Origin of the sequence: Reyranella sp. (assembly GCF_052439685.1) — a bacterium.
Lineage (GTDB): Bacteria > Pseudomonadota > Alphaproteobacteria > Reyranellales > Reyranellaceae > Reyranella.
Genome location: NZ_JBQVQG010000010.1, coordinates 1 through 24908, shown reverse-complemented (window position 1 = coordinate 24908; position 24908 = coordinate 1). Strand labels below are relative to the sequence as shown.

Here is a 24908-nt window from a genome sequence, read left to right as displayed (position 1 = left end):
GCCGTGGAGGGCGCCTACGGCTTCTCCGCCACCGGCCAATAATGGCCGTCGGGCGTCGAGCGCTTGCCGAAGATCGCCTCGCCGACGCGCACGACGTCGGCGCCCTGCACGATCGCCTCCTCGAAATCGTTCGACATGCCCATCGACAGTTCCCGGATCGCCGGATCGTGCCGCAGGGCCGTATCGCGCAGGTCGCGCAGGCGCTCGAAGCAGGGACGGACCTTGTCGAGCTCGGTGCTGAACACCGCGAGCGTCATCAGCCCACGCGGCTTCAGTCGCGGAAAGCGCCGGAGTTCGTCGAGGAAGGGCAGCAGCTCGCCGGGCTGCAGGCCGTATTTGCTTTCCTCGGCCGACGTGTTCACCTGCACGTAGACGTCGAGGGAGCGATCCTCCCTGTCGAGGCGCGCGTCGAGCGTCTCGGCCAGCCGCACGCTGTCGAGCGCATGGAACTCCCGCGCGAAGCGGGTCAGGTACTTGACCTTGTTGGTCTGCAGATGTCCGACGATGCACCAGTCGATGGCGAGGTCCGAAAGCTCGGCGCGCTTGGCCACGGCTTCCTGGATCTTGTTCTCGCCGAAGTCGCGGATGCCCGCCTGGTAGGCGAAGCGCAGGACGTGGGCCGGCACCGTCTTGGTGATCGGCAGCAGGCGCACCGACTCGCGCGGCCGTCCGGCACGGGCGCAGGCCCGCACGATCCGCTCTTCCACGGAAGCGAGGTTGCGGCTGAACATGGCGAGGGGATCGGGACCGAAGCGCTTGATGTCTTCGGCGGTCAGGATTGCGGGTTCGGAAGAGGCGTTCATGGGTATCCGGCCAGAGGGTCCGGTAGAGATACCCTAGTCGAGTTTGCGCGTCGCTATGAACACGCCGATGCCGACGGCAATCGACACCGTCGTCACCACGATGACGACCGGCCACAACAGGCCACCCAGAAAATCCAACATGAGGCGTGAACGAGCGCGATGCAGGGGCGTTCCCTATTTCGTGGCTTTGCGCTGCGGATCATTGGAGGCCGACCGGCGTTATAGGCGCCATGTCGCCTCTGTTTCAGACTGGACGCACGGTGTGGAAGGTCGAGCGGGCGCGCCGGGCGGCGGTGCTGGTCGACGGCGCGGCGTTCTTCGCAGCGGTGCGCGAGGCTTTCCTGCAGGCGCGGCGCACGATCTTCATCGTCGGTTGGGACATCGACAGTCGTACCGAGCTGGTGGGCGACCGGTCACCCACCGACGGATTGCCGATCAACCTTGCGGCCTTCCTGACGGAATTGACCAAGCGGCGGCCGGAGCTGCAAATCCACCTGCTTCTCTGGGATTATTCCCTCGTCTACGCGCATGAGCGCGAACCCCTGCCGCGCCTGTTTCTCAACTGGCAGATGCCGCCGCAGGTCACCTTCTGCCTCGATTCGACGGTGCCATTCGGATCCTCGCAGCACCAGAAGCTGGTTGTGGTGGATGATACGCTGGCCTTCTCGGGCGGCCTCGACCTGACGATCCGGCGCTGGGACACCAGCCGCCACGAGCCCGACAATGCGCGGCGCGTCGATCCGGCGGGCGAGCCCTATCGGCCGTTCCACGATGTCCAGATGATGGTCGATGGCGAGGCGGCGCGCGCCCTGGCACTGCTGGCACGGGCGCGCTGGTGCCATGCCAATGGCGGCGAGCCCGAGGTCCGGCCGGAAGGCGAACCCTGGCCCGAAAGCTTCGAGCCCGATTTCACCGACGTCGCGGTCGCGATCGCCCGCACCCAGCCGCGCTATCATCGCGAGCATGAAGTGCGGGAGGCCGAGGCGCTGTTCGTCGACAGCATCGCGTGCGCCGAGCGCACGATCTACATCGAGAACCAGTTCATGACCTCCGGCGTAGTCGCCTCGGCGCTCGCCCGCCGGCTGCGCGAGCGGCCGGAACTCGAGGTCCTGATGATTGCGCCGCGCAGCCACGATTCCTTCGTCGAGCGGCGGACCATGCGCAACGGCCGCATCCGCTTCTGGCGCACCGTGAAGGGGGCGGGCGGCGATCGTGTCCGGCTGGTCTATCCGTCGATCGACCAAGAGGGCCAGTCCACCTACACGATGATCCATTCCAAGATCATGATCGTGGACGACTGGCTCCTGCGGGTGGGATCGGCCAACCTCAACAACCGCTCCATGGGCGCCGATACCGAGTGCGACCTCGCGATCGAGGCGTCGACGGATCGGGAGCGCGCCACCATCACGAGGCTGCGCAATCGCCTGCTCGGCGAGCATTGTGGCGTCTCGGAGGAAGAGGTCGCGGCGGCCGTGTCACGGGAGCGCTCGCTGGTGCGCGCGGCCGACCGGCTGTGCGGCAACGGCCACTGTCTCACCGCGATCGACGATGGCCAGCCCGACCGCACCATTTTCGCCCGTCTCGCCGAACGGATCGCCGATCCGGCGCGGCCACTGCGGCTGGGTCGCCTCGCCGGCCGCTTTCTGCCGCGCCTACTGTTCCATGGCAGCCGCACCGTCGGCCGACGTCTGGCCAGGCGCGAGGATCGGCGCGCGGCCAGGAAGAGAGAGGCCGAAGCGGCGCGAGGGCCCGCATGCGGTCACGAGAGTTCGGCCGAGGAGGGACTGCTCGGCAAGGCGGGCATGCTGGTGGCGGGTGCGATCGGTCTGATCCTTCTCTTGACGCTCGCCTGGCAGTTCACCGGGCTGAGGGAGTTGGCGCAGCCCGACCATATCCGCGGCCTGCTGAAGGGCGCCGAAGGCGAGCCGTGGGCTCTGGGCATGGTCGTCGGTCTGTTCTTGTTGGGGGGTGCGGTGGCGTTTCCCGTCACCATTCTGATCCTGGCAACGGCCGCGGTGTTCGGCCCCTGGTGGGGCATGCTTTATGCCAGCGCAGGCGTCACGGCGAGCGCGGGGCTGATGTTCGCGGTCGGTGCCCGTTTCGGCCAGGAAGTGCCGAAGCGCCTGCTCGGCAAGCGCTGGGACAAGCTTCGCGACCGCCTGCAACGCCGCGGTCTTCTGGCGATGGTCGCGTTGCGCGTCGTGCCGGTGGCGCCGTTCTCGCTAATCAATCTCGCCGCGGGGGCCGGCTCCATCCGTTTCGTGGATTTCGCGCTGGGAACCTTGATCGGCATGGGACCCGGCATCGCCGCCATCGCGCTGATGGGCGACCGTATCGCGAAAGTCTTCGCCGATCCCAGCGCCGGGCAGATCGCCGTGCTGGTGCTTTGTGTCGCCGGCTGGATCGGCCTGTCCTTCGGCGCCCAGGCCATCGTGTCGCGGTTGGGGGAACGCACCACTTGAACTCCGTTCGCCTGATGACGTGGAACATCCACGGCGCGTTCGGTCGCAATCCGCGCTTCGACCTCGACCGGGTGATCGAGCTGGTGAAAAGCCATGCGCCCGACATCGTGGCCTTGCAGGAGATCGATTCGCGACGTGTCCGCCAGGCCCAGGCCGGAAATCCGTTCGACGTGCTGCAGGCGGCGCTGGGGTCGCACGGGATCGGCGCCAAGACGGTGGTGACCGCCGACGGCGAGTACGGCCAGGCGCTGATCAGCCGGTGGCCGCTCGAGAACACGCAGATCCACGATCTCTCCTATCCGGAGCGCGAGCCGCGGCGCGCCATCTGCACCGACGTCGCGACCCCCTTCGGCCCGCTGCGCGTGATCGCCACCCATCTCGGCCTCACCCTGCGCGAGCGTCGCAACCAGGCGATGGCGCTCCTGAAGATGCTGGGCCGGCTCGACCGTCCGACCGTCGCACTCGGCGACTTCAACGACTGGCTTTGGGCCGGCTCGGTCCGCCGCAGCCTCGCGCGCGCTCTGCCAGGCTTCAGCCGCCATCGCACGTTTCCAGCAAAGCTGCCGCTCTTCGAGCTCGACCGCATCTATCTCTTTCCGGCCTCGTCGCTGATCGGCAGCTGCACCGACCACCGCGCCCGCGATCTTTCGGATCACCTGCCGGTGATCGCCGACATCGAGCTCTAGCGTGGCGCGCACGGGCACCGTGGCGATGGAAGCCCGGCAGGTCGATGGCCTGCCCGACGGCAAAGGCTGGCAGTACGAACCGAAATGGGACGGGTTCCGCTGCCTCGCCCGGCGGGACGGCGACGAGGTCGAGCTGCGCGGCCGCTCGGGCAAGAGCCTGTCGCGTTACTTTCCCGAAATGGTCGCGGCGCTGGCGGGCGTCAAGCACCGGCGGTTCGTGCTGGACGGCGAGCTGGTCATTCCCGTGGCCAAGAGCCTGTCCTTCGAGGCGCTTCAGATGCGGCTCCATCCGGCCGCGAGTCGCATCCGGCGTCTCGCAGAAGAGACGCCGTCGCTGCTGATCGCCTTCGATCTCCTGGAGGACGAGAAGGGGCGGGACCTGCAGGCGGAGCCACTGTCCGGTCGGCGCGCGGCACTCGAACGATTTTTCGCGACGCTCGGCGCGGCCGAAGCATTTCGATTGTCGCCGAAGACGACGCGCCTCGCCGACGCGCGCAGATGGCTGAGCCGCGCCGGCGGCGGTGCCCTCGACGGTGTCATGGCGAAGCGCCTCGACGAATCCTACAAGGCGGGCGAGCGCGCGATGCTCAAGATCAAGAACCTGCGCAGCGCGGACTGTGTCGTGGGCGGCTTCCGCTACGCGACGGCGCGGAAGGAAGGCCGGAAGGAAGTCGGCTCGCTGCTGCTCGGCCTCTACAACGAGGCGGGCCTGCTCGACCACGTGGGCTTCACCTCTGCGCTCGGCAGTCTCGACCGCAAGGCGCTGACGGCGAAGCTCGAGAAGCTGAAGGGCGGCGGCTTCACCGGCGATGCGCCGGGTGGCCCCAGCCGCTGGTCGACAGAGCGAACCACGCAGTGGGTGCCGCTGAAGCCGAAGCTGGTCGTCGAGGTCCAATACGATCACGTAACCGGTCGCCGTTTTCGGCACGGCACCGGCTTCCTGCGGTGGCGCCCCGACAAGGCGCCACGCGACTGCTCCTTCGATCAACTCGTGCAGGAAGACCGCCCGTCACGCGTGATGCGTCTTCTCAAGTCTGCGTAGGAGCGCGCGCTCAGCCTTTCTTCTTGCGCGTCGCCGTGCTCTTGCGCTTCGCTGCCGTCTTGCGCTTCGTGCCGGTTTTCTTCCTTGCGGCGCTCTTCTTCTTCGCCGGCACCTTCTTGCCCTCGGCGCGCGCTTCGGACAGGCCGATGGCGATGGCCTGCTTGCGGCTCTTGACCGTGCCGCCCTTGCCGCCCGGACCGCTCTTCAGTGTGCCCTTCTTGCGGCGTTCCATCGCGCTTTCGACATCCTTGCTGGCGCTTCGGGAATACTTCGCCATGGTCCCTCCTTCTCCATCGGTCAGCGGCTAACGGTATGCTCGCGTTTTGGCTGCATGTTCCCGCCGGCGAGAGGGCAAAGGAAAGCCCGCGACCCCCTTTGCACATTTTGCGATGGACGAAGGGTGCGGGCTTTCCGCGGGAGATGCCAGGGACGAAGCGTTCGACCATCGCCAACGAAACGTGTGGCTCTCCCGCCTGTCACCAATGCCCGCGCGGCCCGATCGGTTGCCGCTGTCGGCAACTGGTTTTGCGCCGGCGCATTCCTCCGGTGCCGGCCGTGCGGAGAGAGGCCGGCCTCACCCCACGGCCTCACCCCATGGAGGAATTCAATGGCACGCCACGACGACTACTATCGCTTCCGCAACGATGCCTCCCGCGACGATCGCGGGTCCCCTCGCGACTCCATCTCCGGCGGCCGCGCCGGCCGGCGGTCGTATGACGACGAGAACGAAGATCGCAGCCGTTACGGCCGCTACGAAGGCGAACGCGGCGACATCTACCACTATGCGCCAGCCGGCCGCCGCGGCAGCGAGTATGGCGATGGCGGCGGCTCGTCCTATGGCCGCGGCAACTATGAGCAGGACGACATGTCCTCGGGCGGTCTCGCCGGCGGCGCACGGGGCTACGGCTACGCCCAAGGCCCCGGACAAGGTGGCGACAGATATACCGGCCGGGGCGGCTCGCTCGGCGGCATGAGCGGCGAGATGGGCGGCAGCCATTCCCAGGGGATGGGGCGCTACGATCGGGATCAGGGAAGGAGCGGCTGGTTCGGCGGTCGCCCCGGCAGCAGCCACGGCAGCGCCGGCCGGTACGGTAGTGAACATGCGGGCATGGGTGGCGGCTACGGCATCGGCGCGTCTGGCCAGGAACACCATCGCGGCAAGGGTCCCAAGGGCTACACGCGCTCCGACGACAGGATCCGCGAAGACGTGTGCGACTGCCTCACCGACGATCCCATGCTCGATGCCGGCGAAATCGAGGTCGAGGTCAAGGACGGCGAGGTGACCTTGTCCGGCACCGTGTCCGATCGTCTGGCCAAGCGTCACGCCGAGGACATGATCGATCGCGTGACGGGCGTGAGGGACGTCCAGAACAAGATCAAGGTGAAGGACCGTGATACCGGCCGCTTCTCGGGCAAGCAGGTGTCCGAGTGATGTGACGATGAGGGGAGGGCCCGGTTCGCTGCACCCTGGCCCGTCCTCCGTCTGGTTAGGATGCACCGAAATCGTCTGGGAAGGTGAGGTGGCCACACGGTGGTGGAGCGTAACGCCCGCTGCTTCCGCGCGTCTCGCAGCGCGGCTCGGGCGTTTGTTGCACCCGACGGCGTGCGGCTAATATCGCCCGCCCGCTTGCAGAGGAACGAACAAGAATGGCCGCGCTGCTGAACGAGACCGACCTGATCGATCGCATCCTGGCGCATATCGACGGCAAGACGACGGACAAGGGCACGGCGGTCTGGCGCGAGCCGGTCGAGAACTATCATTCGCCCGAGCGGTTTGCGGCCGAGATCGCGGTGTTGCGGCGCGTGCCGATGGCCTTCTGCCCGTCGGCAGCGCTGCCCGAGCCGGGCTCCTACATTGCGCGCACGACGGTCGGTACGCCGCTGCTGGTGGTGCGCGGCACCGACGGCGTGGTGCGCGGCTTTCGCAACGCCTGCCGCCATCGCGGCATGAAGCTGGAGGAGGGCGAGGGCTGCAAGCGCGCCTTAGCCTGTCCCTATCACGCCTGGACCTACGGTCTCGACGGTTCGTTGCGGCACGTGCCGGGCGAGGACGGCTTCCCCGGCCTCGACAAGGAAGCGCACGGGCTGGTGCCGGTGGCTTCGGTGCAGGAGCGGAACGGCATCGTCTTCGTGACGCAGGACGAGCCGCTGTCGGACGGGCCGCTCGGCGACCTGCCGGAGGTGCTGACCGACGACTACGTGCTGTTCAACAAGATCGAGTTCGACGACAAGGCGAACTGGAAGGTGCTGGGTGAGACCTCGATGGAGGGTTACCACATCAAGGCGCTGCACAATCAGTCGTTCTTCCCCTACGGCTACGACAATCTGAACGTGGTCGAGCTGCACGGCCGCAATTCGCGCATCGTCTTTCCATTCCGCCGCATCGAGAAGCTGCGCAGCCTGCCACGCGAGGAATGGAGCACGCAGGGACGCATCACCGACGTCCACCAGCTCTTCCCCAACACCCATGTCAGCGTGCTGTCGAGCCACGCGATCCTGATCATCCTCGAGCCGGTGTCGCCGTCGGAAACCCATTGGGTCGTCTACCAGCTCGCGCCGCGCATCAAGAACGGCAAGCCGCTCGACATCGAGCAGGCACGCAAGGACGCGAACTTCGTGCAGGAGAGTGGCATTCTGGAAGATCGCCACGCCGCCCGCGAGATCCAGGCCGGCCTGGCGGCCGGCGCCAACACCCATTTCACCTTCGGCCATTACGAGCAGGCGATCGGACACTTCCACCGGCATCTCACGGAACATGTCGAGATGCTGAAGGCGGGACAGCGTTAGCGAGCCCCGGTGCTGGCGGCGGTCGTTGGAATCGCGTAGGGCCTGCGCGCACATCCACCCATCCACTCCGAGGTTCGCATGATCCACACGCTCGTCGTTCGCCAGTTCAGCAAGATGCTGGGCAATCTGCTGGTCATCCTGAACGAAGCCGAGAAGTATGCCGGCGAGAAGAAGTTCGATGTCGCCGTGCTGCTGCAGGCGCGCCTGGCGCCCGATCAGTTCAACCTGATCAAGCAGATCCAGACGGCCTGCGACACCGCCAAGCTTGGCGCCGGGCGTCTGGCGGGGACCGAGAAGGACGCCCCCGTCAACGCCGATACCGAAGCGACGCTGGCGGAGATCAAGGCGCGCATCGAAGGCACCGTCGCCTATCTGCAGGGCTTCACGGCGGAGTCCTTCGCCGGCGCTGCCGAGCGGCGCATCACGCAGCCGCGCTGGAACGGCAAGTCGCTGTCGGGCGAGGAATTCCTCGTCCAGCACGTCATTCCGAATTTCTACTTTCACGTCACGACGACCTACGCGATCCTGCGCCACAACGGCGTTCCGGTCGGCAAGCGAAACTATCTGGGCGACATGCCCTATCGCGAACCGGCGTAATGCGCCGGGGACAATGAACGGAGCAACCGTTCCGAACGCGATGACGTAGACGGCGATGGCGGCACCGGTTTTTCAAGGGAAGAGACATGACAAAGCGGGTTGAAGGAAAGATCGCCGTCGTCGTCGGCGCGGGGCAGACGCCGGGCGAGACGATCGGCAACGGCACGGCGATCGCGGGGCTGCTTGCGCGCGAGGGTGCGACGGTGCTGTGCGTCGACCGCAGCGGCGAGCGCGCCGAGAAGACGGCCAAGGACATCTCGTCCACCGGCGCCGTCGTTTCGTCGATGGAAGCCGACATCACGGTCGCCGACGATTGCGACCGCATCGTCAAGCTGGCGATGACGCGCTACGGCCGAGTCGACATCCTGATCAACAATGTCGGCATCGGCGGCGGCGGCGATGCGCCGGCCCACCGCATCGAGGAGCGCGTGCTGGACCGCATCCTCGACGTGAATCTGAAGGGTATGTGGCACACGATCAAGGCGGCCATCCCGGTGATGCGGGCGCAGAAGTCCGGCTCGATCGTCAACATCTCCTCGCTGGCCGCCACCAGCGGCGCGACGCAGATGGCCTACGAGATTTCGAAGGCGGCGGTGAACCGGCTCACGACCCATGTGGCCCAGTCCAACGCCCGCTACGGCGTCCGCGCCAACGCCATCATGATGGGCTTCATGGATACGCCGATGGCGATCACGGGGATCGCGCAGGCGACCGGCCGCCCGACGGAGGAGGTCCGCGCCGAGCGCAACGCCATGGTGCCGCTGCGCGGCAAGATGGGCACCGGCCACGACACCGCCTACGCCGCGCTGTTCCTCGCTTCCGACGAGGCGCAGTTCATCACCGGCGAGATTCTGCGCGTCGATGGCGGCATGGGGCTGGGGCTGGCCTAGACTTTAAGGGCCGCCTGCCGGGCGCGCAGCTCGTCGCTGGGGCGAATGTCGCGTGAGCGGCTGTAGACCGTCACAGCGACCAGCAGCACCACGACCATGAAGCCGAACAGGGTGCGGTAGGCCTCCTCTGAGCGGGCACCATCGGGCAGGGGGGTGAAGGCCCCGACGATGACGCCCGACAGGGTCTGCATGCAGGCCACGCCCAGCATCACGCTGGTGTTCATGGTGGCGATGCCGCGGCCGATCAGCCGGTCGGGGAAGATACCGCGGCCATGGGTCATCACCATGGTGCTGGAAGCGCTCAGGAAGCCGATGCCGACGATGGCGCCCACGGCGACCCAGAGCGGCGCCTGGGCCCACAAGGCGAGCGTCGCCAGGATCGCGGTGATCAGCAGCGTGCCCGCAATGGCGATGCGCTTGCGCGTGTCGAACACACGGTCGAGCGGGCTGATGGTCAGCATGCCGATCTGATAGGCGATCACCGCGACCAGCAGCACGTTGCCGGATTCGACGCGGCTCAGGCCATGGACCTCGCGCAGGAACGGGCCGCCCCACAGGCCCTGCACGGTGAAGGTGCAGGCGTAGTTGCAGAAATTGAGCGCGATGATGAACTTGAGCTGCGGGTTCTTCAGTACCTCGCCCAGCCCCTGGATCATCTCCGCCGCCGTCTCGGGCCTGCGGTCGAGAAAGGGATGGCCGGGCGGCGCGTCGCGCACGATCACCCAGACGCCCAGCGTCGTCAGCGCGGTGAAGGCCACCATGATCGCGAACACGCCGCGCCAGCCGATTATCTCGGTGCCCCAGGCGAGCGGCGTGGTGGCGAGCAGGTTGCCCAGCAGTCCCACCGACAGCACGATTCCCGCCAGGGTCGCGAAGCGGTCGGGCGGGAACCAGCGCGAGATCACCACCATGCTGCCGATCAGCATGACGCCGAAGCCTGCGCCCATCAGCGCCCGGCCCGCGAGCAGCTGCGGCCAGCCTGCCGCCACCGTGAACAGCGCCGCGCCGATCACGGCGAGCACTAGCATGCCGGTCACGGTCCTGCGCGGCCCGTAGCGGTCGAACAGGAAGCCACAGGGGATCTGCATGGCCGAGAAGCCGAAGAAGAACGCGCCGGTGAGGGCGCGCCCAGCGCTTCCGGCCCGATGCCGAGGTCGCGCATCAGGTCGAGCCCGATCGTGACGTTGGCCGCGCGGAAGAAGTGGCTGGCGACATAGGCGGTCGCCAGGGTCGCCACGATGATGATGGCCTGCCGCCGGATGCCCCTGCTCATGCCGGGCGACGTCACGAAGCGTTTCCTCTGTCCATTGCCGCTTTCTCGTCCGGCCGGGCCGGCGGTGCGTTGGTTCTTGTCCGTAAGTGCTATCGACAGTGGAGGGACGCCGCAATCGCCGCGCACATCGTCGTTCCGCCCGCCGGATGCGGTTGCGGCCATGCGACTCCTTCCATGGGGGCGCCCGTGGCGGCTACACAAGAGGCGACCATGCGCTCCCTCGAACCACCGCCGCTGCGCGCCCTCGAACGACTGGCCATCCATCCAGGATTGATCGTCGGCGTCACCTGCGCCGGCGCGTTCATCGGGCAGCTCGATGCCAGCATCGTGCAGCTGGCGCTGCCGCGGCTGGCAGAGGGGTTCGACGTCCGGGTCGACGCGGTGCGCTGGGTAGCGATCGCCTATCTGCTGGCCTTTGCCGCGAGCCTCGCCGTGTCGGGCCGGGTCTCGGAGATGATGGGGCGCAAGCTGCCCTATCTCCTGGGGTTCGCGCTGTTCACGCTGGCTTCGCTGCTCTGTGGCTGGGCCGAGACGCTGGACCAGCTCGTGGCGCTGCGGGCGCTGCAGGGCGTGGGCGGGGGGCTGCTGGGCGCCAACAGCATGACGATTCTGATGACGGCAGTGCCCCAGGACAAGCGCCCGCACGCCATCGGCTGGTTCACGACGGCGCAGGCGGTGGGCGTCAGCACCGGGCCGATCGTCGGCGGCTTCCTGCTCGAACTGCTGGGCTGGCGCTGGATCTTCTGGGCGGCGGTGCCCTTCGGCCTGCTGGCCTTCGTGTTGGGCTGGCTGGTCCTGCCGCGGTCGCGGGACGAGGACGTGAAGCGGGACGAGACCTTCGACTTCGCCGGCGCAGTGCTGCTGGTGCCGGCGGTCGGATTGGGCGTGCTCGCGCTCACGCAGGTCTCGGTGTGGCCGCTGGCCTCGCCCGCGATGCTGGGCAGTGCCGCCGCGTCGCTGCTGTTCCTCGTGCTGTTCCTGCGCCGCGAGAAAAAGACGCGCTGGCCGGTCGTCGACGTCGAATTGTTCCGCACGCGCGACTTCGCGACGGGGTTCGTGGGCGTCGTGATGGGCTACGCGCTACTCTACGGGATGCTGTTCCTGATGTCCTTCGCCTTCGTGAAGGGGCTCGACAACCGCGCGCACGTAGCGGGGCTGAAGCTGGCCATCATCCCCATCCTGCTCGGCCTGGTAGCGCTGTTCGCCGCGCGGCTCGGCGCGCACTTCGGCGCGCGGCGGGTCGGCATCGCCGGCATGGCGCTGTGCCTGGTGGCGATCCTCGGGCTCGTCGCCATCGCCTTCGGGCCCGACCGGCTGGTGGTGCGCCTCGTCGCGCTGGCTTTGTTCGGCGCCGGGCTCGGCCTGTTTCTGGCGCCCAACAGCCACGCCACCATCGATGCCGCGCCCAAGGCCCATGCCTCCTCAGCCGGCGGGCTGGTCAATCTCGGCCGGGTGCTGGGAAGCTGCATCGGCGTCTCGGCCGCGTCCTCGATGTTGTCGTGGCGGCTCGGCCTGTCCGGCCACGACGACCGGATGGGACCGGCCTTCGTCGAGGCGGTGGCTGGCAGCCTTTTCGTACTGGCAGCCTTCGCCCTCGTGGCGATCGTGGCGTCGCTGGTGTCCCGGCAGGGTGGCTTTACTGGACGTTAACGTCCAATTCGCCAACCAGGATCCAGTCGCCGCCTGTCTTCCGCATACTGCTGCTTCGAAACATGGACGAAGTAGCTCTTCGGAAGGCCAGCAGACTGCAGCGCTCTCTGCTCCAGCCAGTCGACGGCATCCCGAGCTGGCTGCCACCGTTCGGTGTCGCGTGTGATGCCGTAGCTCCAGAATATAGAACGAGGGTTCGCGAATGCCGCACGCATGATCGGGATGCTTTTCCGGTAAGTGCGGCGACCGTGACCGCGAATGCAGACCACCGGCTCCGCTCGTCGCAGGATGTCGCTTGATGAGTATAACTCTGGAGCCTTCATAGCCGCCCCTGTTTCTGCTGCGTGAGAAGAAAGAACCAGTTTGGTGACATCTGCTCCGTACCCTTCAGGTTGGGAGCGAACCTCCATGGGTACACAGCTTTCGACGCGCAACGGCATGGCCCAGCCTGGCGGCGTGCGCAGTCCGATTCGGCCCTCTCCCCTGTCTTCCCCGGCGGCGAGCGACGCCGGAAGCACCAGAATGGTCGCGGTTCGTGTCGAGTTTCGAAGGGCCGGTCCCTAGAGCAGAATAGTCAGCAGCATATTTCCCACCATGCCTGACAACGCTGGAGCCTCGCGATCCCACGTTACCGAGGCTCCCTGAGTCGCGATGGCCGGCTCCCCACGCACCGGCCATCGCATTTCTCCCGATCGAAACCCCGGGAGTCGATCGGGGCCGGCCAGGAAAGTGCCTGGGACGCCGACGGTCTATCGGCCGAGCGAGAACTGCCACGCGAGGGGCGAGCCGAGCTCTTTCCGCGTAAGGCACGGGTTGTTGACCCGTCCGGAGACGAGTCGGCGCAGCTGCCACAGGTTGATGGGCATTCTGAGGAAAGCCGCGACGCCAGAACGATCGAGAGCTTCGGGCGGCACGAAATCAATCCGGCCCGATATAAGGATGACGGCAGCCTGCGGGGCAAGACGATGAACGCGGGCTGCGACAGTCATGCCGTCGATGTTGCGCTCTGGATTTCCGGCAGCCGTTGCTCGTCATGGATCGCATCTCGGCGGCCCGCTCACTTGTCAGCGTGCTGAGAGTCAGATTCTCTGCAAAAGGTTACATAGGAGCGTATGAACGACTGAACCGTCTCGCGTCCCTTCTCCGTGAGGTGCGCGGCAGCCCGGCGCCTGTCCTTCTCGTCTGGGGTCCGCATGAGCATGCCTTTGCTTTCCAATTCATGGATGCGTCGCAAGCCCGACGTCAGGGGCACGCCTGCCGAGCCACCCAACGCGGTCAGAGAAGTGCGCTCGCTGCGCAGTTCGCTGACGTAAAGGTCCAGGAGAATTTCCCAGCTTGCCTCGACGGCCAGCCCCGCTGGCAGATTCTCGCTGCGAACGCGCCGAAGCTTCCTGAGATTGGACAACACGACGATCGACATGGCTTCGACGTCGACGGATTTCGATTGCATCCGGGCATCGGGTTTTCCGTGGACCGGCATATCGTCCCGGTGGGGCGTGGCTTTCGAGAGGGACTGCGCCTGTCGCTCCAATTGCACGTCCCTGACGATCTGTATCAATCGGCGAAGGTCAACGGGCTTCGTCAGCAGGTCGCGGGCGCGGAGGCGGATCGCATCCACCGCGTGACCGAGGTCGGCGCTTCCGCTGATGAAGACGAGTTCGGGGAGTCGCGCCAGGTCCATCCGTCCGAGCCGCTGGGCCAGTTCCAGCCCATCCAGTTCAGGCATTCTAATGTCGGTTACTATGACGGAGGGAACCGGACCCTTCAGCAGGGCTTCGAGAGCCTCCCAGCCGGTGCTGGCGCCGAGGCAACTCAAACCTGCCCTCCTCAAGCTTGCGATCAGGTCCAAAAGTCCCGCCTCGTCGTCATCGACGACCAGGACATCGAGGTTCTCGCTTTGTGCAGCGGGCGGCTTTCTCATTCTTTCGTCCGCTCAGGCCGCGCCGGCTTGCCCAAGGCTTGGGGCTTCTGCCGCGTCACGGCATATTTCGATCGCTTGCCGTAACTGCGTCAGATCTATGGGTTTGCGCTGAAAGTGCGTCACGCCGAACGACCTGGCTTGCTGCTCGTCTTCCGGCGTGCCGTGTCCCGTGAGAACGACCGCTGGAATTGCCCTGCCTATAAGGCACGAATGCTCGGCAGCAAGGCGAAGAATATCGTAACCATTCACTCCGGGCATACGCAGGTCCGTCACGATCACGGTGATATCGTCGTGCGTGCACAACGCGTGAAGCGCGCTCTCGCCACTTAAACAGGCTGTGATGGAATAGAACCGTCCCAAGAATAAGGTAAGCAATTCAAGTGTGGCTTCATCGTCTTCAACGAGCAATATCTTGATGCCCGAGCGAGGTAAGCCTCCCTCGCAACCCGTCATGACTTCTCCCCAGCTTTCCGAGCCCCCTCTCCACTACGCAATGGCAGGACTATAGTTCAAGGCAATTGTAGCCTGCGCTCAATGCGCCCTTGCTTTAACCGCAGTGTAACAGCCAAAGTGGGACCGGTTTCTTTGGCGACGCACGAGAAGTTGTGAAATAGAAGGAGCGCTTTCCACATCGTGCAGCATTCGCCGGAAGAGGGCATGCGCCGAGGTTTTTCCAACAGGGGAGTTCCTGAAAAGCGTAGCTGTTCGCGCTGGGGGCGGCTCTCCAAAGACCCCCATGCAAAGTGCGACACTATGTCTTTATAGTGGAACGACGGAATTTATCGACCTTTTAAGAGCCCCTCAATATCGCCCTTGCCTCCCAAGTTATTTTCCATGCAAGGCATAGCGATATGGTCATGAGGTCCGAATGTCGCTCCGCGCTCCAGGCGGCAGCGAGATTTGCAGTTGCAATAGCCGCCATATGGTCATTCACGGCCGCCTTCCTGTGGCAACAGTATCTGTCCAGCATCGGAAACGCAGAAAGGTCCACCGGGCACCTTTCTCTCGTCATGGCGGAACTCGCCGACCAGAGCCTCACGGTCAATCGGCTGGTAATCGATTCCATGCTCGACTGGATCGCGGAAGAGGAGGTCGCGACCGAGGAGCAATACCGAAAAGTAGCGTCGAGCCGGAATTTCTACGACCGATTGATCGGGCGTACCGCGAAGTTGCCGACCATCGACGTCGCAACATTCATAGCGCCCGACGGCGCGGTGCTGAACTATTCGCGGGGCTATCCTCCGCCACCCATCAATCTGGCGGATCGCGACTATTTCATCGAGCAGATGAGCGACAACCCACCTCCACTATCGCTCGGAAAGGCCGTTCGAAACAGGGGGGTCGGGGAATGGACGTTCTACCTGGCAAGGGACGTCCGCGGGGATACCGGCAACAAGCTCGGCGTCGTGATTACCGGTGCCGGGGTGCCTTACTTCGACTCCCAGTTCCGGCGCATGCTTCGTCGGCATCAGGGCGGTGACTTGCGCTATGGCGATGCGGCCTTCCTCGTGCGCGATGACGGAGTCCTGCTCGCCGCCACATCCGATGACGCGCCCTTGGGTTCTCGTGTCTTTCCCGAGGAGAACTCGAACGACAGGACCGGCTCTTTGCCCAACGCCGTCGTCGCTCTGGGCCTGCCGCCCAACAGCCTGAGTTCGTCATCGCGCCTGACGACGTTCCCTGCGTATGTCGTCGCGGTGATCAACCCGGCGCCCTACCTGCTCGAGTGGAGGCAGACGGTCTGGGCCATGGTCTCCGCGGGAGTCGTACTTACCCTGCTGTCCCTCTTGGTTGGATGGCGGAACTACCATCTCTTGCAGGCGCGGGATCGTGTCCTCCGGCAAGAGGGAGAGCGGCGAGTCCTCTCTGCGATCTTCGGGTCTCCCCTCGCTCTCGCGGCACTGGTGACCCGGGATCGCCGGATTCTCTATTGCAATAGCGCTTTTTCGCTGGCCCTGGCTCCCGTCATTCGCGATGGCACCCTGGTTTGCGAACCGGAGGTCGACGGGAGCGGCGCGCTGGTGACTTTCCTGGAGAACGGCAAAGCCCGAGCCGATTTCACATTGCGCGTCTCCGGCAAGGAGTGCTCGCCGGCCTATCTGAGATTTTTCGGCGCGCGGGTGAATCGCGGAGAGGGCGACCACGAGATCGCCCTTCTGGGATATGACGACACGCAGAGGATGGAATCAGAGGCGCACATCATCCAGTCGTCCAAGTTGATCACTCTCGGTGAAATGGCAACGGGCATGGCACATGAGCTGAATCAGCCGCTCAACGTCATCAAGATTGCGGCGCAATCGGCGCTTTTGGAAATCGAAGACGTCAAAGAAATCGATGCTGGTGCGAATACACCCCTGCTCGCGTCCGCGGACTCCGTCATGTTCGTCAAGGCGCGCCTGCAGCGCGTCGTGGAGCAGGTGGATCGTGCGGCGACGATCATCGATCACATGCGAATTTTCGGCCGCGTTCCGGAGGGCAAGCCTCCTCTGATCGACGCCGCAGCCACCTGCCGGTCTGCGCTGCAATTGATCGGCCATCAGTTGCGCGACTCCCAGGTCAACGTCGCGCTCCGGTGGGGCGATGCACGCCAGTTCGTCAAATGCCACCCGGTGCTGCTTGAACAGGTCCTGGTCAACCTGTTGCTCAATGCGCGCGATGCAACAGCGGGCGTTGCGATGGCGGCACGTGAGATCTGCATCGAACTGCAAAACACCAATGACGAAGTGATCATCATCGTTTCCGACAATGGGCCCGGTGTCCCGCCGGCGCTGCGAGACAGGGTGTTCGAGCCTTTCTTCACGACCAAATCGGCAGAGAAGGGGACCGGGCTGGGGCTCTCGGTGTCCTACGGGATCGTGCGGGACAGTGGCGGCCGGCTGGAACTCCTCGACAGCGCGCAGGGCTGCAGCTTCCGTATTGTTTTCCCGGCTGTGACCGGCTCGGACACTAAAGCCAAGTGACCTCGGTCTACTATTCCCCGCGAAGGATTCGCGTCGTTTCCAACGGTGGAGTCGGCCGAGCCCCATGGCTGCCGGAGTTCCGTCTCGCCTCCTGCGGGTCGACCATCCACGATTGCCGGCTCGCCATGCGGGGATGGGCGTCGACAACGTCGTAGATCCCTATGGGGGCGAAACGGGAGACTGGGAGATGGTCCTCGCTCTCGTCGAAGCATCGTGCAAGGGGCTGGCAGTGGCACGGCTTTGACATCGATGAGTTGATCGCGCCCATCGGCGGAGACCCCCGGCAACGGCTGCCGCCTGGCTGGTCCGATTCGCCAGCAGCTGCATGGTCGCTTGATCTGCCTTATTGCAAAAGGTTATTGAATGATTCATGCAATTTGTCCCAGTCGGGCAGTATGCTTTTACGATGGTCAGAGGCCCGTTCATCGCAGGCTTCGACAGGATCCGGAGTTGAGAGATGAGATACGGGCCGCACGGTGTTGGACACCTTTCCCTCGGCCTGCGGCGACTTGTGCCCGGTCTCCTTCTCGCAATGGCTTTCGCTTTTCCCGCCGGTGCCCAGACCAAGCCTGCCGACAATGCGCCGCCGGTCGTGCTGGTGCGGCCGGTCGAGGTGCGGACGCTGGCGCCGCAGTCGGAATATGTCGGTCGCCTTGCCGTGTTCGACAAGGTCGAGCTGCGCGCCCGCGTCAAGGGCGTGCTGGGCAAGCGGGAATTTGCCGACGGCACAAAGGTGGCGGAAGGCCAACTCCTGTTCACCATAGATCCGACGCCCTACCGCATCGCCGTGAACCAGAAGCGGGCGCTGCGCGACGGGGCGCAGGCGGCGCTGATCAACGCCGACGCGCAGCTCAAGCGTGCGGCCGAGCTGCTGCGCACCAGCAACGTCTCGCAGGTCTCCTACGACCAGCGGCTGGCCGAGCAGCTGCAGGCCAAGGCCACGCTCGACGATGCCCAGGCGCAGCTTGACGATGCCGAGCTGCAGCTTTCCTACACGAAGATCACCGCGCCGATCGCCGGCCTGATCGGCCGCTCCTCCGTCTCGCCCGGCAACCTCGTCGGGCCGGAGTCGGGCGTGCTCGCTACCATCGTGAACGAGCGCCAGATCCGGGCCCTGTTCTCGGTCCCCCAGGCGGACCTGCTGAACGTGCGCCGCGACCTGCGTATCGGCGAGGCGCTGGCCGTGCGGTTGCGCCTGGCCGACGGCAAGCTCTATTCCGAGAAGGGCAAGGTCGACTTCATCGACGTCGCGGTCGATCCCACCACCGACGGCCAGATGGCGCGCGCGGTGTTCGAGAATGCCGACGAGCTGCTGACCGACGGCCAGACGGTGCGGGTCATCGTCGAGGGCAACGAACCGGCCAAGGTGATGGTGGTGCCGCAGGCCGCCATGGCGATCGACCAGACCGGCCGCTACGTCTACGTGGTCGACGGCAAGGGCGTCGTCGAGCAGCGCCGCATCACCATCGACTTCGTGCGCGACGGCATGATCGCGGTGACGGGCGGCCTCAAGGAAGGCGACCGGGTCATCGTGCAGGGCCAGCAGCGGGTGCGCGCGGGCATGGTGGTCGAGGCGCAGGCCGCGCCGGCTGCCGCCGGCCAGCCGAAGCGCTGATCCCATGGGCATCGCCGCCGTCTTCATCCGCCGCCCCAGGCTCGCCTTCGTCGTCTCCGCGATCATGACCATCGCGGGCCTGCTGGCGCTGGGCAGCCTGCCGATCGCGCAGTTCCCCAACATCGTGCCGCCCGAAGTCACCGTCACGACCAGCTTCCCCGGCGCCTCCGCCCAGGTGGTCGAGGAGAGCGTGGCGCAGATCATCGAGCGCAACGTCAACGGCGTCGAGAACATGATCTCGATGAAGTCGACTTCGGGCAGCGACGGCAGCTACGCCCTCAGCATCTATTTCAAGGTGGGCTCGAACCCGCAGGACCATACGGTCAACGTCAACAACCGCATCCTGCGCGCCATGCCGCAGCTGCCCGACGAGGTGCAGCGCAACGGCGTGCTGGTGAAGAAGCAGTCCTCGGCGCTGCTGCAGGTGGTCGCCGTCTATTCGCCCAAGGGCACGCGCGATGCGCTGTTCCTGTCGAACTTCGCCACCATCAACGTGCTCGACGCCATGCAGAGGGTGCCGGGCGTCGGCTCGGCCGGCCTGTTTGGCGGGCTCGACTATGCCATGCGCGTGTGGCTCGACCTCGACCGCATGTCGAGCCTCGGCGTCACCTCGCAGGACGTGGTCAAGGCGATCGAGGCCAAGAACATGCAGGCCGCGGTCGGCCGGGTCGGCGCCGCACCGCTGCTCGACGGCGTCGACTTCCAGCTCAACATCACCGCCAAGGGCCGCCTGACCTCGCCCGAGGAGTTCGGCAACATCACCGTGCGCGCCAACCCCGACGGCGCATTGCTGCGGATCCGCGACATCGGCCGTGTCGAGCTGGGTTCGGCCAATGCCGACGTCACCACGCGCTACAACGGCAAGCCGGCGGCCGGCATCAACGTCTACCAGCTTGCGGGCGCCAACGCGCTGGCCACCGCCGAGGGCGTCCGCCAGATACTGAAGGATCTCGAGGACCGGCTGCCCGAGGACGTCGCCTTCGAGGTCATGTACGACACGACCGTGTTCGTCGAGGCGACGATCCACAGCGTGGTGAAGACGCTGATCGAGGCCTTCGTGCTGGTCGCGGTCGTGGTCTTCCTGTTCCTGGGCAGCGTGCGGGCGACCCTGATCCCCATCGTCGCCGTGCCGGTGGCGCTGATCGGCACCTTCGCGGTGATGCAGATGATGGGCTTCTCGCTCAACACCGTGTCGTTGCTGGCGCTGGTCCTGGCGATCGGCATTGTGGTCGACGACGCCATCGTCGTGGTCGAGGCGGTCGAGCACACTTTGGAGAAGGAGCCGCATCTCACGCCGGCCGAGGCCACCGAGAAGGCGATGGCCGAGGTCACGGGACCGATCATCGCCATCACCCTGGTGCTGCTCTCCGTGTTCATCCCCACGGCCTTCATGCCGGGCATCGCCGGCAAGCTCTACCAGCAGTTCGCGCTTACCATCTCGGTCGCCATGGTGATCTCGGCGATCAACGCGCTGTCGCTCTCGCCGGCGCTGTGCGCCCTGCTGCTCACCCGTCGCAGCGCGCCGCGCGGCCTGATGGCCCGCATCCAGCGCGGTCTCGATGCCACGCGCAACGGCTACCTGAAGCTCGCGGCGCCGCTGATCCGGCGCAGCGTGCTCGCGGTCGGGCTGGTCGCGCTATTTGCGCTCGCTACCGGCGGGCTGCTGCGGATCGTGCCCACCGGCTTCCTGCCCGAGGAGGACCAGTCCTCCTTCATGGCCGAGATCCAGCTGCCCGACGCCGCCTCGACCAGCCGCACCCTGGAGGCGGTGACCGAGGTCGAGGCGATGCTGACGGGCCAGCCGTGGCTACAGAACTTCTTCACCGTGAGCGGCACCAGCCTGCTCGACGGGCTGAACCTGCCCAACCGCGCGATGATGATCGTCTCGCTGAAGCCCTATGCCGAGCGGCCCGGCCACGAGATGTCGGCCTTCGCGGTGCTGGAGCGGCTCAACAAGGCGTTCCAGCGGGTGGCCGCGGCCAACATCTATGCCTTCAACCCGCCGCCGATCGCCGGGCTCGGCAACTCCGCGGGCTTCGAGTTCGAGGTGCAGAGCCTCACCGGCGCACCACCGGAGGAGATCGTGGCGGTGGCGCGCGGCGTCATCAACGCGGCCCAGGCGGCGCCCGAGCTGGCCGGCGTCTTCACCACCTTTAGCGCCTCGACGCCGCAGATCCGACTGGAACTCGACCGCGACCGCGCCGAGACGCTGGGCGTCGCCATCCCCGACATCTTCGCCGCCCTGCAGACCGCGATGGGCAGCAAGAACGTCAACAACTTCAACATGTTCGGCCGCACCTGGACGGTGCGCGTACAGGCCGATGCCATCGACCGCCGCACCGTCGAGGACGTCAACCGGGTGCGCGTGCGCTCGGCGAGCGGCACGCTGGTGCCGCTGCAGGCGATGGCGACGCTGGAACTCACCACGGCACCCGCCACGATCAACCGCTACAACAACCTGCGCTCGGTGACGCTGAATGGCGCGCCGGCCGCGGGCTATTCGTCGGGCGAGGCGATCGCGGCGATGGAGCGGGTGGCGCGCGCCAGCCTGCCGCCCGGCTACGGCTTCCAGTGGGCGGGCACTGCGCAGCAGGAGAAGGAGGCGGGCAGCAAGACCGGCTTCGTGCTCGCCCTCGCGGTGCTGTTCGCCTACCTGTTCCTGGTCGGCCTCTACGAGAGCCTGGCGCTGCCGGTGGCGGCGCTGCTGTCGGTGATCGTCGGCCTGTTCGGCGCGCTGGCCGCGCTGTGGCTCACCGGCCTCGCCAACAACATCTACGCCCAGATCGGCATCGTCGTGCTGATCGCGCTGGCGGCCAAGAACGCCATCCTTGTGATCGAGGTCGCCATGCATGAGCGCGCGGGGGGCAGCGATCCGGTGACGGCCGCCACCTCGGCTGCCGGCCAGCGCTTCCGCGCGGTGATGATGACCTCCTTCGCCTTCATCCTCGGCCTCGTGCCGCTGGTGATCGCCTCGGGCGCGGGTGCGGCGACCCAGCGCGCCGTCGGCACCGCCGTGTTCGGCGGAATGCTGGCCGCCTCCTGCCTCGGCATCTTCGTGATTCCGGGCCTCTACGTCGCCTTCGAGAAGATGCGCCGGGCGGTGCCCGATATGCTGCGGAAACCCTTTCGCGGGCTGAAGCGTCCGGAGAAGCACCAGGGCTGATACGTCGCCGCGCGCACGGCGGCTTCATAGAGCCGCGCTGGCCTTCGAGGAGAGGCAGGAGCTGATTGCGGGGCGGGGATCCCGCCGGTACGCTTCCGTGCCTGCCGCTCCACCGGGAGATGCCGCGTGTCCGCGAGAACCATCCTCATCACGATCGGGCTTTCGGCCTGGCTGCTGGCGTCGGCAATGGTCTTCCTCATCGTCTCCTATACGACCTTCTTCGGCGTCGCCGTCATCGGCCTCGCCATCTGCTATGTCAGCACCAGGTTCGAACTCGATGAGGACGCGAGCTTCCTCGCGGTCCGGCAGCAGGCCAGGCGCGATCTGTCGCCGGAGCAACGCCTCTCCGTGCACCACGAGCAGTCGCTGGCGAACCAGTCGGCGCGCTTCTTCAAGCTGTTTGGCCTGGGCCTCGTCGTCATTGGCCTTTGCGGCGGGCTCTACTACCAGCTCTGATGCCGCCTCAGGCGGCCCCTGATCCGGCCGGCGCGTTCGCGCAGGCCGCGCAGCAGGCCGCCGTTCGACATCGCCTCGAACACGTCCTCGGGTCCTTCGGGGTCGAGCACCTGGTTGTCGGCCAACCACTTCTCGACCTCCTCGAGGTCGGGAATCTCGTAGGGCCGCAGCGATCGTCCCTCGCCGCGCAGTGCCTCGATGGCTTCGATCAGCGAGCCCTTCGCCTCGATCGCCGCGGCGACCTCGTCGCCGGGGACGCCCAGATGCTCGGCGAGCAGGCTGTCGCGCAGCGCGCGGATCTCGCCCGCGGCGCCCTCGTTGCCGGGATGGGCGGCGTCGATCGTGACGTCGCACTCGGTGTCGAGGCGCATCGAGCGGTTGTTCATGTTCGACGAGCCGACATGCAGCACCTCGTCGTCGACGATCGTCATCTTGGCGTGCACGTAGATCGGCTCGCCCGCCTTGGTGAAGGGATGATAGAGGCGCAGGCGCCCGTGCCGGTCGAGCCGGTGCAGCGCCTCGTAGAGGCGGGCGCGGGCGGTGTCCATGGCGACCGGCTCCAGCCAGCCCTGCGACTTGAAGGGATTGACCAGCACGATCTCCGGCCCGTCCGGCTCCTCCAGCCGGCGAGCGATCGCCTCGGCGATGCGGCGCGACGCGAAATACTGGCTCTCGGCGTAGATGTAGCGCTGGGCCCGGGCGATCAGCGCGAGATAGGTCGCCTCGATCTCGCGCACCGGGGCCTCGCCCTCGCCCTCGGGGCGCGAGCGGCAGATCGCCACCGCGATGTCGCGGAACTCCGCGTCGAGCCCGTCGGGCCAGCAGCCGCCGGCGCCCTCCACCGGCGCAAGCTCGGCGCCGCCCGCCATCCTCCAGCGCTGCCGGGACAGATCGCCCAGCGCCGCCGCTGCCGGGCCCTCCAGGATGGTGGTTGCATCGTGCCAGGGCGCGTAAGGGGTGCCGTCCGGACCGATGCGGTGCGGATCGTGGTCGAGATGTTCCGGCGTGTCCCAGCGGTTGCTGGTCATGTCGATGCCGCCGCAGAAAGCCACGCAGTCGTCGATCACGACGATCTTGTGATGGTGCGAAGCGCCCAGGGTCGCCGCGCTGTCGAGCCGCGTGTGGATGCGGCGGTGTGCCATCCAGCGGATCAGGGTGAAGATCGTCGTGCCGCGGAACAGGCTCCGCACGGCGCCCATGTTCCAGCGCAGCAGGAAGACCTCGAGATCGGGATTGCGCTTGACCAGCCACAGCACGAATTCGCCCAGGGTGCGCGGCTCGCCGGGCAGCCGCTCGTCGGAGAGCTCGATGCGGGCGTCGAAGTCCCAGCCGATCAGCATGATGCGCTTGCGGGCCTTCAGCATCGCCTTGCGGCCGACCTCGAAATAGGCCTTCGCGTCGACGATCAGGCCAGCCCGTGTCGCGGTCTCCCGCCGCCAGAACGGGGCCGTTGTGTCGATGCTCGCCGCGTCGGTGCCGTCGGTGTCCTTCATGGGCCCACGGTAGCGCATCTGGCGGTCGTTTGGGTGACGACGGGCCTGCGGCAGTGGCGGGGACATGGCGGGCGGGCTCCGGTGCCCCGACGCCGGGGCCGTGGTATCTGGAGGCATGGCAACGACGGCATTGCGCGAAAAGTTCCAGGATCTCTATTTCGGCGACAGTCCGGAGGCGCGACGGTTCCGTTACGGCCTGGTCGGCTTCGACATCGCCACCATCGCCGTGTTCCTGCTCTCGCCGTTCGGCGGACATCAGCCGTGGATGATCGCCCTCGACCTCGCCATCGGCATCCTCCTGTCGGTCGAGTTCGCGGCGCGGCTGTGGGTGCAGCGCCGGCCGCTGCGCCACCTGTTCACCCTCTCCTCGGCGGCGGACCTGATCGTGATCCTGTCGCTGCTGCTGCCGGTCTTCCTCGAGAACCTGGCCTTCCTGCGCATCGCCCGGGCGCTGCGCCTGCTGCGCTCCTACCACCTGCTGCGCGACCTCAGGCACGATTCCGAGTGGTTCCGGCGCAACGAGGACATCATCCAACGCACGGTCAATCTCGGCGTCTTCATCTTCATCGTGACGTCGGTGGTCTTCGTCACCCAGCACCACATCAACCCGAACATCGCGACCTACATCGACGCGCTCTACTTCACCATCACGACGCTCACGACCACGGGCTTCGGCGACATCACCCTGACCGGCCCCGGCGGCCGGCTGCTCGCCGTGATCATCATGGTGGTCGGCGTCGGCCTGTTCCTGCGCCTGCTGCAGGCCATCTTCCGGCCCAACAAGGTGCGCTTCGAATGCCCGTCCTGCGCGCTGCTGGTGCACGACCTCGACGCGGTGCACTGCAAGCATTGCGGCATCGTCCTGCAGATCCCGAACGAGGGGATCTAGGGGCTGGTCGGGGCTCGAGCCTTCCCGGGCAAAGCCGAACCATACTCCCCACCTCATGCTGAGGAGCGCTCCGCAGGAGCGCGTCTCGAAGCATGGGTACGAGCACCGCGTTTCATGCCCATCCTTCGAGACGGCCCTTCGGGCCTCCTCAGCGACTGTGTCTGAGGTCAAGCGTTTTGCCATGGTGTCCTATCTCTGAGGATGGCGTTGAGGATGACAAG

Annotated in this window: 20 protein-coding genes; 13 read left to right on the top strand and 7 right to left on the bottom strand. The window is 66.3% G+C overall.

Annotation, left to right across the window (positions count from 1 at the left end):
• Nucleotides 1-14: 14 nt before the first annotated feature.
• Complete coding sequence (locus tag ACT6UX_RS14780) at nt 15-803, bottom strand: YggS family pyridoxal phosphate-dependent enzyme (protein ID WP_444775916.1); 789 nt, start codon at nt 801-803, stop codon at nt 15-17.
• Nucleotides 804-1033: 230 nt separating this feature from the next.
• On the opposite strand from ACT6UX_RS14780, the gene ACT6UX_RS14775 reads away from it, so the two are divergent.
• From ACT6UX_RS14775 to ACT6UX_RS14765, 3 genes are read left to right on the top strand one after another with little or no spacing between them, the layout of a single operon-like run.
• Nucleotides 1034-3265, top strand: coding sequence for a VTT domain-containing protein (locus tag ACT6UX_RS14775; RefSeq protein ID WP_444775915.1), 2232 nt, complete (start codon nt 1034-1036; stop codon nt 3263-3265).
• Entirely contained in the window at nt 3262-3951 is a 690-nt protein-coding gene (locus tag ACT6UX_RS14770; protein WP_444775914.1) for an endonuclease/exonuclease/phosphatase family protein, read from the top strand. Before ACT6UX_RS14775 ends, ACT6UX_RS14770 begins: the two co-directional genes overlap by 4 nt.
• Before the next feature lie 25 nt (nt 3952-3976).
• Nucleotides 3977-4993, top strand: coding sequence for an ATP-dependent DNA ligase (locus ACT6UX_RS14765; RefSeq protein WP_444776057.1), 1017 nt, complete (start codon nt 3977-3979; stop codon nt 4991-4993).
• A gap of 10 nt (nt 4994-5003) precedes the next feature.
• Here the strand turns inward: ACT6UX_RS14765 and ACT6UX_RS14760 are convergent, their stop codons facing one another.
• Complete coding sequence (locus tag ACT6UX_RS14760) at nt 5004-5270, bottom strand: DUF6496 domain-containing protein (protein ID WP_444775913.1); 267 nt, start codon at nt 5268-5270, stop codon at nt 5004-5006.
• A 330-nt stretch (nt 5271-5600) separates the two neighbouring features.
• Between ACT6UX_RS14760 and ACT6UX_RS14755 the strand changes: the two genes are divergently transcribed.
• The 4 genes from ACT6UX_RS14755 (at nt 5601) to ACT6UX_RS14740 (ending at nt 9267) form a co-directional block, all read left to right on the top strand.
• Nucleotides 5601-6425 carry a BON domain-containing protein gene (locus tag ACT6UX_RS14755; RefSeq protein ID WP_444775912.1) on the top strand — a complete coding sequence of 275 codons (825 nt, stop codon included), beginning with the start codon at nt 5601-5603 and terminating at the stop codon, nt 6423-6425.
• A gap of 215 nt (nt 6426-6640) precedes the next feature.
• Nucleotides 6641-7780, top strand: coding sequence for an aromatic ring-hydroxylating oxygenase subunit alpha (locus ACT6UX_RS14750; RefSeq protein WP_444775911.1), 1140 nt, complete (start codon nt 6641-6643; stop codon nt 7778-7780).
• A 78-nt stretch (nt 7781-7858) separates the two neighbouring features.
• Nucleotides 7859-8377: a DUF1993 domain-containing protein gene (locus tag ACT6UX_RS14745; RefSeq protein WP_444775910.1), complete on the top strand. Its 519-nt coding sequence runs from the start codon at nt 7859-7861 to the stop codon at nt 8375-8377.
• Nucleotides 8378-8463: 86 nt separating this feature from the next.
• Complete coding sequence (locus tag ACT6UX_RS14740; protein ID WP_444775909.1) at nt 8464-9267, top strand: SDR family NAD(P)-dependent oxidoreductase; 804 nt, start codon at nt 8464-8466, stop codon at nt 9265-9267.
• Here ACT6UX_RS14740 and ACT6UX_RS14735 read toward each other — a convergent pair.
• Together ACT6UX_RS14735 and ACT6UX_RS14730 are read right to left on the bottom strand one after the other, a co-directional pair.
• Nucleotides 9264-10355 carry an MFS transporter gene (locus ACT6UX_RS14735; protein WP_444775908.1) on the bottom strand — a complete coding sequence of 364 codons (1092 nt, stop codon included), beginning with the start codon at nt 10353-10355 and terminating at the stop codon, nt 9264-9266. The two genes, ACT6UX_RS14740 and ACT6UX_RS14735, sit on opposite strands and share 4 nt — an antisense overlap.
• The gene (locus tag ACT6UX_RS14730) at nt 10301-10555 is read right to left on the bottom strand and encodes a hypothetical protein (RefSeq protein WP_444775907.1); all 255 of its coding nucleotides are present in this window, start codon (nt 10553-10555) and stop codon (nt 10301-10303) included. The genes ACT6UX_RS14735 and ACT6UX_RS14730 overlap by 55 nt, the downstream gene beginning before the upstream one ends.
• A 195-nt stretch (nt 10556-10750) precedes the next feature.
• On the opposite strand from ACT6UX_RS14730, the gene ACT6UX_RS14725 reads away from it, so the two are divergent.
• Entirely contained in the window at nt 10751-12190 is a 1440-nt protein-coding gene (locus ACT6UX_RS14725; RefSeq protein WP_444775906.1) for an MFS transporter, read from the top strand.
• 1057 nt (nt 12191-13247) lie between these two features.
• On the opposite strand, the gene ACT6UX_RS14720 is transcribed toward ACT6UX_RS14725, so the two are convergent.
• Both ACT6UX_RS14720 and ACT6UX_RS14715 read right to left on the bottom strand, forming a co-directional pair.
• A complete protein-coding gene (locus ACT6UX_RS14720; protein ID WP_444775905.1) occupies nt 13248-14111 on the bottom strand; it encodes a response regulator in 864 nt (287 codons plus the stop codon).
• A gap of 12 nt (nt 14112-14123) precedes the next feature.
• Nucleotides 14124-14564, bottom strand: a complete 441-nt coding sequence (locus ACT6UX_RS14715; protein ID WP_444775904.1) for a response regulator — start codon at nt 14562-14564, stop codon at nt 14124-14126.
• A 557-nt stretch (nt 14565-15121) separates the two neighbouring features.
• Here ACT6UX_RS14715 and ACT6UX_RS14710 point away from each other — a divergent pair.
• From ACT6UX_RS14710 to ACT6UX_RS14695, 4 genes are all read left to right on the top strand, one after another.
• Nucleotides 15122-17071 carry an ATP-binding protein gene (locus ACT6UX_RS14710; protein WP_444775903.1) on the top strand — a complete coding sequence of 650 codons (1950 nt, stop codon included), beginning with the start codon at nt 15122-15124 and terminating at the stop codon, nt 17069-17071.
• A gap of 532 nt (nt 17072-17603) precedes the next feature.
• On the top strand, nt 17604-18686 hold the full coding sequence (locus ACT6UX_RS14705; RefSeq protein ID WP_444775902.1) for an efflux RND transporter periplasmic adaptor subunit: 1083 nt from the start codon (nt 17604-17606) through the stop codon (nt 18684-18686).
• Between the two features lie 4 nt (nt 18687-18690).
• Nucleotides 18691-21849, top strand: coding sequence for an efflux RND transporter permease subunit (locus ACT6UX_RS14700; RefSeq protein ID WP_444775901.1), 3159 nt, complete (start codon nt 18691-18693; stop codon nt 21847-21849).
• Nucleotides 21850-21975: 126 nt separating this feature from the next.
• Nucleotides 21976-22305 (top strand): hypothetical protein, encoded by a 330-nt coding sequence (locus ACT6UX_RS14695; protein WP_444775900.1) that lies wholly within the window; start codon nt 21976-21978, stop codon nt 22303-22305.
• Here the strand turns inward: ACT6UX_RS14695 and ACT6UX_RS14690 are convergent.
• On the bottom strand, nt 22293-23864 hold the full coding sequence (locus ACT6UX_RS14690; protein WP_444775899.1) for a phospholipase D-like domain-containing protein: 1572 nt from the start codon (nt 23862-23864) through the stop codon (nt 22293-22295). The genes ACT6UX_RS14695 and ACT6UX_RS14690 overlap by 13 nt on opposite strands.
• Nucleotides 23865-23913: 49 nt before the next feature.
• Here ACT6UX_RS14690 and ACT6UX_RS14685 point away from each other — a divergent pair, with 49 nt between their 5' ends.
• Nucleotides 23914-24687 carry a potassium channel family protein gene (locus ACT6UX_RS14685; RefSeq protein ID WP_444775898.1) on the top strand — a complete coding sequence of 258 codons (774 nt, stop codon included), beginning with the start codon at nt 23914-23916 and terminating at the stop codon, nt 24685-24687.
• Nucleotides 24688-24908: the final 221 nt, after the last annotated feature.